Raw genomic sequence first — 11959 nt, 5'->3', positions numbered from 1 at the left:
GACTACATCGGCGTGACCGTCGAAGGCCCGTTCAAGCCGCACGCTTACCGCTACTAACAGGCGCTGACTGCTCGCTCTTCCTGTGGGAGCGAGCTTGCTCGCGAATGCGGTTTATCATTCAACACCATTGTTGGCTGACCCACCGTTTTCGCGAGCAAGCTCGCTCCCACATGGAATTGCAGCGCCTCGAAGGTTCTTGTTTCCAAGGGTATGACCATGTCCCAAGACCGTCGCTACAGCTTCGAGTTCTTCCCGACCAAGACCGATGCTGGGCATGAAAAACTGCTCGCCACTGCCCGTCAGCTGGCCACCTACAACCCTGATTTCTTTTCCTGCACCTACGGCGCTGGCGGCTCGACCCGTGACCGCACGCTGAACACCGTGTTGCAGCTGGAAAGCGAAGTCAAAGTACCCGCCGCCCCGCACCTGTCGTGCGTCGGCGACAGCAAGGACGACCTGCGCGGCCTGCTGAACGAATACAAGGCTGCCGGCATCAAGCGCATCGTCGCCCTGCGCGGTGACCTGCCGTCCGGCATGGGCATGACCAGCGGCGAGCTGCGTCACGCCAATGAACTGGTTGAATTCATTCGTGAAGAAACCGGCAATCATTTCCACATCGAAGTCGCCGCTTACCCGGAGATGCATCCGCAAGCGCGCAACTACGAAGACGATCTCGCCAACTTCGTGCGCAAGGCCCGTGCCGGCGCCGACAGCGCAATCACCCAGTACTTCTTCAACGCCGACAGCTACTTCTACTTTGTCGACCGTTTGCAGGCGCTGGGCGTGGACATCCCGGTTGTTCCGGGGATCATGCCGATCACCAACTACAGCAAGCTCGCGCGCTTCTCCGATGCCTGCGGTGCGGAAATCCCGCGCTGGATCCGCAAGCAGCTGGAGGCCTACGGCGATGACAGCCAAAGCATCCAGCGCTTTGGCGAACAGGTCGTCACCGAGATGTGCGAACGCCTGCTGCAAGGCGGGGCACCCGGCCTGCACTTCTATTCCATGAATCAGGCCGAACCTAGCCTGGCGATCTGGAACAACCTGAAGTTGCCGCGCTAAAAGACGTAACCGCGAGAACAGAAGATCGCAGTCGTGACAGCCCTGAAACGCTGTCGCCACTGCGATTTTTTGCGTTTAACGCCCGAAACAGAGCTTCTGCAGCCAGTTTCTGGCTCTTTGGCGTTTCTCGTCGTAATCTCAACTCATGCCTTTGATCACGCAGTTATTCGCCGTGCTGGTTTTTGCTTGCCTGAGCTTTGCGGCTCGGGGCGAGAAGCTGCGTATCGTCACCGAACCGTGGGCGCCGTACGTCTATGAACAAGGCGGCAAGAACCTCGGGCTGGACTACGAAACCACCGCCATCGTGTTCAAACGTCTGGGTATCGAAGTCGAATGGCAGTTTTTGCCGTGGAAACGCTGCCTGTCGATGCTTGAAACCGGCCAGGCCGACGGCGCGCTGGATATTTTTCACAGCGACGAACGCGACACCATGTTGCTCTACCCCAGCGAGCCGCTGTCGGATGTCGAGTTCGTGATGTTCTATGCCAACGACCGACCGCATCCTTTTCGCTCTCTGGAAGATCTCAAAGGCCTGACCATTGGTACTTCACCGGGCTATCTATACAGCCCGGACTTCAGGGAATCGACCCTCTTCACCCGCGAGCCGGCCCCGACGCACGAAGCCAACTTCGGCAAACTGCTGCGCGGGCGGATCGATCTGCTGATCACTGATCGCCGCGTGGGTCAGCACTTGCTGGATGAACTGGATATCCGCAACCAGATCACCGAGAACCCGACCGTCATCAGCCGCCAGAGCCAGTTTCTGGCCGTACGGCGCAACGCGGGGATGGATCTGCTGGTGCAGCGATTTGGCGCCGAGCTCAAACGTTTCAAGCGCGAACCGGCCTATGCCGAACTGAGCGCCCGCTACGGCGCGGCCCCTGCCCTGACGGCGCCGCTAGGCAGCGCCACCGCCAGTGGCAAAACCGTTGAGCAGCAGGAAAGCAGCGCGCAGTGATTGCTCTGTTATACTCCGGCGTTCCCGCCAGGCTCACGCCCGGACGCCCGGAACCGTAACAGGCCTCCCGACCCGCTACAGCGCAGCTTTTCAGCCCGCGCGAGCGCTCCGGACGTGCCTTCGGAACCGCAGCAGGACCGGACGGGATTGCGTCCTCTTAAACGCCATTCGCGCCAGGCAAGACTCCCATTGGGCCAAGCCCTAACTGAAACAGGATTACTCATGTCCTTTGCTTCCCTCGGTCTCTCCGAGGCTTTGGTCCGCGCTATCGAAGACGCGGGCTATACCGAGCCTACTCCGGTGCAACAGCGGGCCATTCCCGCCGTGTTGCAAGGTCGCGACCTGATGGTTGCGGCACAGACAGGTACCGGTAAAACCGGCGGTTTCGCCCTTCCGATCCTGGAGCGGCTGTTCCCCAACGGCCACCCGGACAAATCCCAGCGTCACGGCCCGCGCCAGCCGCGCGTGCTGGTCCTGACCCCGACCCGCGAACTCGCGGCCCAGGTACACGACAGCTTCAAGATCTACGCCCGTGACCTGAAATTCGTCAGCGCCTGCATCTTCGGCGGCGTCGGCATGAACCCGCAGGTTCAGGCCATGTCCCGTGGTGTGGACGTACTGGTTGCCTGCCCGGGTCGTCTGCTCGACCTGTGCGGCCAGGGCAGTGTCGATCTGTCCCACGTTGAAATCCTCGTGCTCGACGAAGCCGACCGCATGCTCGACATGGGCTTCGTCCACGACGTGAAGAAAGTTCTCGCGCGCCTGCCGGCCAAGCGCCAGAACCTGCTGTTCTCGGCGACCTTCTCCAAAGACATCACCGACCTCGCCGGCAAGCTGCTGCACAACCCGGAACGCATCGAAGTGACGCCGCCGAACACCACGGTCGAGCGCATCGAACAACGCGTATTCCGTCTGCCAGCCAGCCACAAGCGTGCGCTGCTGGCCCACCTGATCACCGCCGGCGCGTGGGAACAGGTGCTGGTGTTCACCCGCACCAAGCACGGCGCCAACCGCCTGGCCGAGTACCTGGACAAACACGGCCTGCCGGCTGTGGCGATCCACGGCAACAAAAGCCAGAACGCCCGCACCAAGGCCTTGGCCGACTTCAAGGCCAACCAGGTGCGCATCCTGGTAGCAACCGACATCGCGGCGCGCGGTCTGGACATTGACCAGTTGCCACACGTGGTCAACTTCGAACTGCCGAACGTCGATGAAGACTACGTGCACCGTATCGGCCGTACCGGCCGGGCCGGTCGTTCGGGCGAGGCGATCTCGCTGGTTGCGCCGGATGAAGAAAAACTGCTGAAAAGCATCGAACGCATGACCAAGCAGAAAATCGCCGACGGCGACCTGATGGGCTTCGATGCCAGCACCATCGAGGCCGAAAAGCCGGAAGTACGCGAGCGTCCGGACATGCGTAACCCGCGCAATGCACGCGGCCCACGCGGTGACGGCCCGAATGGCGGCGGCGGTGGCGGTGGTCGTAAAGACAAAGGCAAAGACAAGGGCAAGGAAAAACCTGCCGGCGAACGCGGTGAGCGTGGCGAGCGTCCAGCCCGTCAACAAAAGCCCCGCGAAGGCACCCCGGCCCGCGAACAGCGCCAACCAAGCCAGCCGCCACGCGCCGCTGCTGACCGCGCTCCGGACGAGTTCCTCGACGACGATATCGATAACTTCGGTAACCGCGTTGATTACGTGCCGAAGCAGGCTCCGGCCGGTGGTCGTGGCCGCCGTCCTGGTGGTCAGGGCCAGGGCGCCGGTTCGGGCGCACCACGCGGCGGTCAGTCGCAAGGTCGCCAGAACGGCCCGCGCAACAGCAACGGCTCGAGCACCGGCACACCGCCAGGCAAACGCAGCGGTCCGCGCAATGGCGCCCCGCGTGACGGCCAGGGTCGTCGCGACGAAAACTCGCGCAACCGCCGCCCGGCCCGTGACGATCAGCAACGCGCTGAACCGGCCGTGCAGAACCCGCGCAGCAGCGGGCCGAAGATCATGCACAAGGAATCGAAAGCCGACCGCTTCCCGACGCCTGAGCAACTGGATCAACTGCCAAGCCGCCCACGCGGCGAAAAACCGGCCTTGCTGACCCGCAATCGCTGAGTTAACGCTGTAACAAAAAATGCCCCGGCCTCAAACCGGGGCATTTTATTGACCAACACAGAATCCTGTGGGAGCGAGCTTGCTCGCGATGGCGTCGTGTCAGTCGACAATCTTTTGAATGTGCCGGCCTCATCGCGAGCAAGCTCGCTCCCACAAGGGGCGTGTGTTATTGCGGGCAATAAAAAACGCCCCCGGTCACAAGACCGGGGGCGTTTTTATGTGTCGGGCGAAGATTACTTCGCTTTGACACCTTCAAACGAGATGTACAGGTCGACGTTGTCGGACTGTGGACCCAGATCCATCATCTTGCCGAAATCAGAGCGCTTGATGCTGGTGGTGCCTTCGAAGCCGGCACGGTAGCCGCCCCATGGATCCTTGCCTTCACCCAGGAAAGTGGCCTTGACCACGATCGGCTTGGTCACGCCGTGCAGGGTCAGGTCGCCGGTCACGTCAGCAGTGTCTTTGCCAGCGGCGTTCTTGCCGGTGGATTTGACGCTGGTCGAAACGAATTTGGCGTCAGCGAATTTGCCCACGTCCAGGAAGTCTTTGCTGGCGATGTGCTTGTCACGCTCGGCGTGGTTGGTGAACACGCTGGCGGTCTTCACGTCGAACTCGATCTTGCTGTCTTCAGGCTTGGCAGCGTCGAAGCTGAATTTGCCGCTGATGTCCTTGAAGGTGCCGGTGATGAAGCTGTAGCCCAGGTGGCTGATCTTGAAGTCGACGAAGGCGTGCTGGCCTTCTTTATCAACCACGTAGTCAGCGGCCATCACGTTGGCGGACAGGACGGCAGAGCCGATTGCCAGAGCGGCCAGAGTCTTTTTCAACATGCTTTGTTTTCCTTTGGAGTCGAGGTTGAACATCAGGCTTTGCGTCCCAGCATTCGTGTCAGGGTCGCATCACGATCGATAAAGTGGTGCTTCAATGCTGCCAACGCATGAAGGCCGGAAAAAATTACCAGCGCCCACGCCAGCCAGAGATGAATCACACCGGCGGTATCTGCCTGATCCGGTAGTCCGGAAACCAGTGCAGGAACTTCAAACAGGCCAAACACCGGAATCCCGACACCGTCTGCGGTGGAAATCAGGTAACCGGCAATCATCACGGCGAACAGACCGAAGTACAGAAATGCGTGGCCGAACTTCGCGCCGAGGCGCGTCATGCGGCTGTAGCTTTCCAGCGACGGCGGCGGCGGGCTGACAAAGCGCCACAACACCCGCAACACCATCACACCCAGCAGCACCAGACCGATGCTCTTGTGCAGATCCGGCGCGTCTTTGCGCCAGGTGCTGTAGTAATCCAGCCCCACCATCCACAAGCCCAGGGCGAACAGCCCGAAGACTGCCAGTGCCACGCCCCAGTGCATGAAGATGCTGACCCAACCGTAGCGCGAAGAAGAGTTACGTAGCTGCATTGCCCAAATCCTGTGAGAACTGCGAACCAAGACTAGCGAGTTATCTATCGAATTAAAGCGGAAAATTTTGCTTTGAAATATCGAGAAATACGATCAAGAGTCTTGAACAGGGTTGTTAAGGAAAGATTAAAGACAAAAGTGTGACTGGAGGTTAGCCGACAGGTCTTCAAATTTCAGGGCCCGTATCGATCCCATCGCGAGCAGGCTCGCTCCCACAGGAAATTGCATTCCAGCTGAAGGAACACCGTCGAATGTGGAAGCGAGCCTGCTCGCGATGGCGATCTTTCAGGCAAAAAAAAGCGCGGCCTGAAAGCCGCGCTTTTTTATTCACCGCAAAGCCTTACTGCGCTTTGGTCTCGGTGGTTGCCGCCGGTTTGGCCGCTGGCTTCTTCGCCGGTTCAGCTTTTTTCGCCGCTGGTTTGGCCGGAGCTTTTTTCGCTTCGGTCTTTGCTGCCGGTTTCTTCGCGGCTGGTTTGGCTGCTGCTTTCTTCGCAGGCTCGGCTTTCACCGGAGCCGCTGGCTTCGGTGCTTCCACCGGGGCTGGCGCAGGGGCCGGAGTCGGTGCAGGCGCAGGAGCGGCTGGAGCAGGTGCCGGCTCTGGCGCTTTTACAGGCTCTGGCTTCTTGTCGTCGTCCGAACCGCCGAACAGGTTGGTGAAGAAGTTGCCTTTCTTCGCCGCTACTGCCGCGCCCGCACCCGCCGCTGCTGCGGTGGCCGCTGCCGGGCCGACCTTGGCCGGTTCGAAGGATTTGCCCGCCGCCAGGTCTTCAACCTGACTGGCCGCACGCTGGCCGGTGCGCAGTGCGCCTTCCAGGGTGCCCGGGTACAAGGTGTCAGTGTGTTCGCCAGCGAACGCTACGCGTTGCAGCGGACGCTCCCACAGACGCCAGTATTTGCTGATCTGGCCAGGGCCGAAGGCGAGGTAAGAACCACCGGTCGATGGATCGGTGCTGTAGCGACGGATTTCATAGCCGGTGAACGAGCCACGGGCCTGTGGATAAAACGCGTGCAGACGGATCAGCACCTGATCGACCATCTGCTTGTCGCCGAAGGCCTGCATGACGCGGGCGTTGTCGCCGGACAGGTTGATCACCACGTTCGCGCCGCCCTTCAGGGCCGGCTCGATCCACAACATGCCAAGGCCGGTGTTGCTGTAGATCTCGCCGGACATCCGCGCCTTGCTTTCCCACACCGGCGTCTTGAACTTCAGCATGATCTGGTCGCGCCAGCCGTAGTTGGTGCCCTTGATCGCAGCCAAGTGCTGGGCGTCCAGTGCCGGGGTCAGCTGAATCTTGCTCAGGGCACGCAATGGCACCGCCAGTACCACGTAGTCTGCCTGATAGCCGACGTTGCCGACTTTGACGGTCACGCCGTCCTTGTCCTGGGTGATGGCGGAAACCGGTGAGTCGGTCTTGATGGTTTTCAGCTGTTTGACGAAGGCCTGCGCCAGCACCGGGCTGCCGCCCACGAGGCGCGAGGCACGCAGATCACGGTCGGATACACCACGATAAACACGGTTTTGCTGTGCGAAGTACAACAGCGACAGGCGCGACGGTTCATCGTAACGGCTGCGGATTTGCTGGTTGATCAACTGACGCGCGGTGGCAGGCAGATTCTGTTTATCGAGCCAGCTCGAAACGTTGATCTGGTCCAGCGCGTGCAGCGTGTTGGTCGCCGCTGGATTCTGCGGGTCGTCAATCGAGCGCGACAGATCATCGAGGGTTTTCTCGTAGCGCTTGAGCGCTTCGGCCGTGGCCGGTTGTTTGGTGGTCAGGTCGGCGGCGGAGAAATACTCGCCGTCGATCAGGTAACCCGGGGTCCGTACGAACTCAGGCGCTGGCGTGGTGTTCAGCTTGAAGGTCGACACGTATTTGTTCAGCACCGGTTGCGTCTTGTCGTTGCCGATCCACTCGCTGGTGGCCATGCCCGAGCGACCGCCCAGGCTCGGTTTGGCTTCGAGCAGCGTGACTTGCCAGCCCTTGTTCTGCAGTTCGTAAGCCGCCGTCAGGCCCGAGAGGCCGCCGCCGATCACGATTGCGGTTTTATCCTTGGCCAGCGCCGTAACGCTAAACAGCCCCAACACCACTAGCGCACAGGCGCGCAGCCAACCGACAGACATTCAGCGAACTCCGGAAAAACACGTAGGAAAATGCAGTTTTTGCGGGTCAGACGACCCAAAGAACCGCGAAGAATACGTCAGCCATCAAAACGCCGCCAGCGACGTCTATCGGCCCATACAAAGTAGCTCAATCGACACAATGGGTTGTCCCGGCGCGACGCATTGCATAGGCTTGCGCGATTGTTTGCCCGCGCCTGACGCGAGCCGCCTCGAGGAGACTGAACATGGGCCTGAACAACCAGTGGATGCAACGCGATCTCGCGGTGCTGTGGCATCCCTGCACCCAGATGAAAGACCACGAACAGCTGCCGCTGATCCCGATCAAGCGCGGTGAAGGCGTCTGGCTGGAAGACTTCGAAGGCAAGCGTTATCTGGATGCGGTCAGCTCCTGGTGGGTCAACGTGTTCGGCCACGCCAACCCGCGTATCAACCAGCGCATCAAGGATCAGGTCGATCAGCTGGAACACGTGATTCTGGCCGGTTTCAGCCATCAGCCGGTGATCGAGCTGTCCGAGCGTCTGGTGAAGATGACGCCGGAAGGGCTGAACCGGGTGTTCTACGCCGATAACGGTTCGTCCTGCATCGAAGTCGCGCTGAAAATGAGCTTTCACTACTGGCTCAACCGCGGCCAGCCGAACAAGAAGCGCTTCGTCACCCTGACCAACAGCTACCACGGCGAGACCATGGCGGCGATGTCGGTCGGTGACGTGCCGTTGTTCACCGAAACTTATAAAGCGCTGCTGATGGACACCATCAAAGTGCCGAGCCCGGATTGCTACCTGCGCCCGCAGGGCATGAGCTGGGAAGAACACTCACGCAACATGTTCGCAGCGATGGAACAGACGCTGGCGGAAAATCATGACAGCGTCGCTGCCGTGATCGTCGAGCCACTGATCCAGGGCGCCGGCGGCATGCGCATGTATCACCCGGTGTACCTCAAGTTGCTGCGCGAGGCTTGCGACCGTTACGGCGTGCACCTGATCCACGACGAAATCGCCGTCGGCTTCGGCCGGACCGGGACGATGTTTGCCTGCGAACAGGCCGGCATCCGTCCGGACTTCCTGTGCCTGTCGAAAGCCCTGACTGGCGGTTATCTGCCGTTGGCCGCGTGCCTGACCACCGACGAGGTCTACAGCGCGTTCTACGACGACTACCCTACCCTGCGCGCCTTTCTGCATTCGCACAGCTACACCGGCAACCCGCTGGCGTGTGCGGCGGCGCTGGCGACCCTGGATATTTTCGAACAGGACAACGTGATCGAGAACAACCAGGCCCTGGCTCAACGCATGGCTTCGGCGACGGCGCATCTGGTGGATCATCCGAATGTTTCGGAAGTCCGGCAGACCGGCATGGTGCTGGCGATCGAGATGGTCAAGGACAAGGCATCGAAAGAAGCCTATCCGTGGCAGGAACGTCGCGGCCTGAAGGTGTTCCAGCATGCGCTGGAGCGTGGCGCGTTGCTGCGTCCGCTGGGCAGCGTGGTGTATTTCCTGCCGCCGTACGTGATCACCCCGGAGCAGATCGACTTCCTCGCCGAAGTCGCCAGCGAAGGCATCGACATCGCCACTCGTGACAGCATCAGCGTGGCGGTGCCGAAGGATTTCCATCCCGGGTTCCGTGATCCGGGCTGATTCGGCTTACTTGAGATTTGCAGTGCCTGGACTGCCTCTTTCGCGAGCAAGCTCGCTCCCACAGGGAAATGCATTCTAAATGTGGGAGCGAGCTTGCTCGCGAATGAAGTCGACTTCGATCCAACTGATTCACATCTTTTCAGAGAACCACCATGAGACTGTCCCGCTTCTTTATCGACGCCCCGCTCAGCACCGGCGAACACGAACTGCCGGAAGCCCAGGCGCATTACATCAGCCGCGTGCTGCGCATGGCCGAGGGCGATGCGGTGCAGTTATTCGACGGCTCCGGCCACGAGTTTCGCGGTTCCCTGGTGGAAGTCGGCAAGAAACGCGTGGTGGTGCAGATCGACGAGCAGTTCGCCGGCCAGGTCGAATCGCCGCTGCACATCCACCTCGGCCAGGGCCTGTCCCGGGGCGAGCGGATGGACTGGGCGATCCAGAAAGCCACCGAACTGGGCGTGACCGAAATCACCCCGATCTTCAGCGAACGCTGCGAAGTCCGGCTCAAGGACGAACGCGCCGACAAACGCCTGCTGCACTGGCGTCAGGTGGCGATCAGCGCTTGCGAGCAATGCGGTCGCTCTCGGGTGCCGGTGATTCATCCACCGGTGCTGCTGGCCGACTGGCTGAAGCAGATCGAAGCCGAACTGAAACTGGTTCTGCACCCGGTGGCCGAGCCGCTGGTCAGCCATGCCAAACCTGCGACGCTGGCGTTCCTGATCGGCCCCGAAGGCGGCCTGTCCGACGCCGAAGTCGAGCAAGCCAAGGCCAACGATTTCCACGCCGCCCGCCTCGGCCCGCGCGTGCTGCGCACCGAGACTGCGCCAGTTGTGGCGTTGGCAGTAGCGCAGCAATTGTGGGGGGACTTCTAAACCTGTGGGAGCGAGCTTGCTCGCGAAAGCGGTGGGTCATTCAACGAATGATGCTGATTGACCTGACCTCTTCGCGAGCAAGCTCGCTCCCACAGGCGTCGCGATTACAAGACGTAAAAAAGAATCGCCACAAAGTGCAGCAGGCTCCCGGCGATCACGAACAGATGCCAGATCCCGTGGGCATGCCGCAACCGATGGTCGAGGGCAAAAAAGATGATCCCCACGGTGTACAGCACACCGCCCGAGGCCAGCCAGGCAAACCCCGCCGTCCCCAGTGCGGCGATCAGCGGTTTGACCGCCACCAGTACGATCCAGCCCATCACCGCGTAGATCACGATCGACAGGATCCGCGCCTCGGAGCGCGGTTTGATCTCTTGCAGGATGCCGATCAGCGCCAGCCCCCAGACGATTCCGAACAGCGTCCAGCCCCAGGGCCCACGCAGGGTCACCAGGCAAAATGGCGTGTAACTGCCGGCGATCAACAGGTAGATCGAAAAGTGATCGACCTTCTTCATGATCGCTTTCTTGCGCCCGCGCACGCTGTGGTACACGGTCGATGCGCTGTAGAGCACCAGCAGGGTAAAACCGTAGATCGCCACGCTGACGATCTTCCAGGGACTGCCGTCGAAACTGGCGATCACCACTAGCCAGATCGCCCCGACAAACGCCGCCACCGCCCCGACCAGATGCGTCCAGGCGTTCAATCGTTCTCCGTGATACATGTGTCGCACACCTCGATTTCATTTACCGCAGCGCGCAAGGCTCGGGCCTTGAGCGTAAAAGCGCAATGTTTCCGTTAAACGCGGGCCTGCGCCTGTCCTGATATTTGGGCACAATCGACCGATACCAAGAAGAGTCCGCGCCATGCTGATCGACGAAGAATTGACCCTGAAGAAACTCGAGGTGTTCCTCGCCTTCATGCGTACCGGCAACCTCGCCCGCGCCGCCGCCGAGCTGCAGACCAGCAACGTCAGCGTGCACCGCGCGATCCACTCGCTGGAAAGCGCCCTGCGTTGTCCGCTGTTCAAACACGAAGGGCGCAACCTGACGCCGCTGGAAAGCGCCTATGTGCTTGAAGAACGGGCGCAGAAGCTGATTCAGGACGTGGTCGAAAGCGTGCGCCTGACCCGCGAAGCCGCCGGGTTCTCGGCCGAGCGCTTCAAGCTCGGTTCGCTGTATTCGCTAACGGTGAAGACCGTGCCGCAGCTGATCATGGGTTTGAAGATCCGCCGCAGCGAACTCAACATCGACCTGATCCTCGGCTCGAACATCGACCTGCTCTACAAGCTGAAAAACATGGAAGTCGATGCGATCCTGGTGTCGCTGGACGACACCGTCAACGACCCGGACTGCGAGCAGATTCCGCTGTTTTCCGACGACATCTTCCTCGCCACTCCAGCCGATTCGCGCTTCGCCCAGCGCAGCGAAGTGGATCTGGCGGAGGTACGCGACGAAACCTTCATCACCCTGACCCAAGGCTTCGCCACCCATCAGGACGGCATTCGGGTGTTCAGGCAGGCGGGGTTCGAGCCGAAAGTGGCGATGCAGGTCAACGACATCTTCACCCTGCTGAGCATGGTCAGTTCCGGGGTCGGTTATGCGTTGCTGCCGGGGAGGATTGCAGCGGTGTACGAGAACCGGGTGAAGCTGATTCCGTTGCAAGAGAAGTACCGGTTGCAGCAGCACATTGGCGTGGTATTTTTGAAGGCCAAGGAGCGCGATCCGAATCTGCTGGCGTTGTTGGCGGAGTGTCGGATGTATGCGAATCGCCAGACCTGACACCCCGTCGCGCCCTTCGCGAGCAGG

Annotated in this window: 10 protein-coding genes; 6 read left to right on the top strand and 4 right to left on the bottom strand. The window is 60.8% G+C overall.

Annotated features, from left to right (window positions below; genetic code table 11):
• Nucleotides 1-216 precede the first annotated feature (216 nt).
• The 3 genes from metF to N8H71_RS21885 all read left to right on the top strand — a co-directional run bounded on the left by metF (nt 217) and on the right by N8H71_RS21885 (nt 4120).
• Nucleotides 217-1062 (top strand): methylenetetrahydrofolate reductase [NAD(P)H], encoded by an 846-nt coding sequence (gene metF, locus N8H71_RS21895; protein WP_115079485.1) that lies wholly within the window; start codon nt 217-219, stop codon nt 1060-1062.
• Nucleotides 1063-1207: 145 nt separating this feature from the next.
• Nucleotides 1208-2020 (top strand): substrate-binding periplasmic protein, encoded by an 813-nt coding sequence (locus N8H71_RS21890; protein WP_262195639.1) that lies wholly within the window; start codon nt 1208-1210, stop codon nt 2018-2020.
• A gap of 222 nt (nt 2021-2242) precedes the next feature.
• A complete protein-coding gene (locus N8H71_RS21885; RefSeq protein ID WP_262195638.1) occupies nt 2243-4120 on the top strand; it encodes a DEAD/DEAH box helicase in 1878 nt (625 codons plus the stop codon).
• 233 nt (nt 4121-4353) lie between these two features.
• On the opposite strand, the gene N8H71_RS21880 is transcribed toward N8H71_RS21885, so the two are convergent.
• From N8H71_RS21880 to N8H71_RS21870, 3 genes are all read right to left on the bottom strand, one after another.
• Entirely contained in the window at nt 4354-4947 is a 594-nt protein-coding gene (locus N8H71_RS21880; protein WP_115080013.1) for a YceI family protein, read from the bottom strand.
• Between the two features lie 32 nt (nt 4948-4979).
• A complete protein-coding gene (locus tag N8H71_RS21875) occupies nt 4980-5531 on the bottom strand; it encodes a cytochrome b (protein ID WP_085689662.1) in 552 nt (183 codons plus the stop codon).
• A gap of 340 nt (nt 5532-5871) precedes the next feature.
• Entirely contained in the window at nt 5872-7650 is a 1779-nt protein-coding gene (locus N8H71_RS21870; protein WP_262195637.1) for a flavin monoamine oxidase family protein, read from the bottom strand.
• A gap of 224 nt (nt 7651-7874) precedes the next feature.
• Here N8H71_RS21870 and N8H71_RS21865 point away from each other — a divergent pair, with 224 nt between their 5' ends.
• Nucleotides 7875-9281, top strand: coding sequence for an adenosylmethionine--8-amino-7-oxononanoate transaminase (locus N8H71_RS21865; RefSeq protein WP_262195636.1), 1407 nt, complete (start codon nt 7875-7877; stop codon nt 9279-9281).
• Nucleotides 9282-9433: 152 nt separating this feature from the next.
• Nucleotides 9434-10153: a 16S rRNA (uracil(1498)-N(3))-methyltransferase gene (locus tag N8H71_RS21860; RefSeq protein ID WP_262195635.1), complete on the top strand. Its 720-nt coding sequence runs from the start codon at nt 9434-9436 to the stop codon at nt 10151-10153.
• A 104-nt stretch (nt 10154-10257) separates the two neighbouring features.
• Here the strand turns inward: N8H71_RS21860 and trhA are convergent, their stop codons facing one another.
• Nucleotides 10258-10875, bottom strand: coding sequence for a PAQR family membrane homeostasis protein TrhA (trhA, locus tag N8H71_RS21855; RefSeq protein WP_262195634.1), 618 nt, complete (start codon nt 10873-10875; stop codon nt 10258-10260).
• Nucleotides 10876-11017: 142 nt separating this feature from the next.
• Here trhA and N8H71_RS21850 point away from each other — a divergent pair, with 142 nt between their 5' ends.
• A complete protein-coding gene (locus tag N8H71_RS21850; protein WP_085689645.1) occupies nt 11018-11932 on the top strand; it encodes a LysR family transcriptional regulator in 915 nt (304 codons plus the stop codon).
• The last annotated feature ends 27 nt before the right edge of the window (nt 11933-11959 follow it).

This window comes from Pseudomonas koreensis (genome assembly GCF_025447595.1).
GTDB lineage: Bacteria > Pseudomonadota > Gammaproteobacteria > Pseudomonadales > Pseudomonadaceae > Aquipseudomonas > Aquipseudomonas koreensis_H.
The sequence above is the reverse complement of the archived record's forward strand: the minus strand, read 5'-3'. Positions and strand labels throughout refer to the sequence as shown.

Bases quoted from the DNA above. Each gene is read 5' to 3' on its own strand.
- N8H71_RS21865 (WP_262195636.1), top strand. From the start codon at position 7,875: ATGGGCCTGAACAACCAGTGGATGCAACGCGATCTCGCGGTGCTGTGG.
- N8H71_RS21890 (WP_262195639.1), top strand. From the start codon at position 1,208: ATGCCTTTGATCACGCAGTTATTCGCCGTGCTGGTTTTTGCTTGCCTG.
- N8H71_RS21880 (WP_115080013.1), bottom strand. From the start codon at position 4,947: ATGTTGAAAAAGACTCTGGCCGCTCTGGCAATCGGCTCTGCCGTCCTG.
- N8H71_RS21850 (WP_085689645.1), top strand. From the start codon at position 11,018: ATGCTGATCGACGAAGAATTGACCCTGAAGAAACTCGAGGTGTTCCTC.
- N8H71_RS21860 (WP_262195635.1), top strand. From the start codon at position 9,434: ATGAGACTGTCCCGCTTCTTTATCGACGCCCCGCTCAGCACCGGCGAA.
- N8H71_RS21870 (WP_262195637.1), bottom strand. From the start codon at position 7,650: ATGTCTGTCGGTTGGCTGCGCGCCTGTGCGCTAGTGGTGTTGGGGCTG.
- metF (WP_115079485.1), top strand. From the start codon at position 217: ATGTCCCAAGACCGTCGCTACAGCTTCGAGTTCTTCCCGACCAAGACC.
- N8H71_RS21875 (WP_085689662.1), bottom strand. From the start codon at position 5,531: ATGCAGCTACGTAACTCTTCTTCGCGCTACGGTTGGGTCAGCATCTTC.
- N8H71_RS21885 (WP_262195638.1), top strand. From the start codon at position 2,243: ATGTCCTTTGCTTCCCTCGGTCTCTCCGAGGCTTTGGTCCGCGCTATC.
- trhA (WP_262195634.1), bottom strand. From the start codon at position 10,875: ATGTATCACGGAGAACGATTGAACGCCTGGACGCATCTGGTCGGGGCG.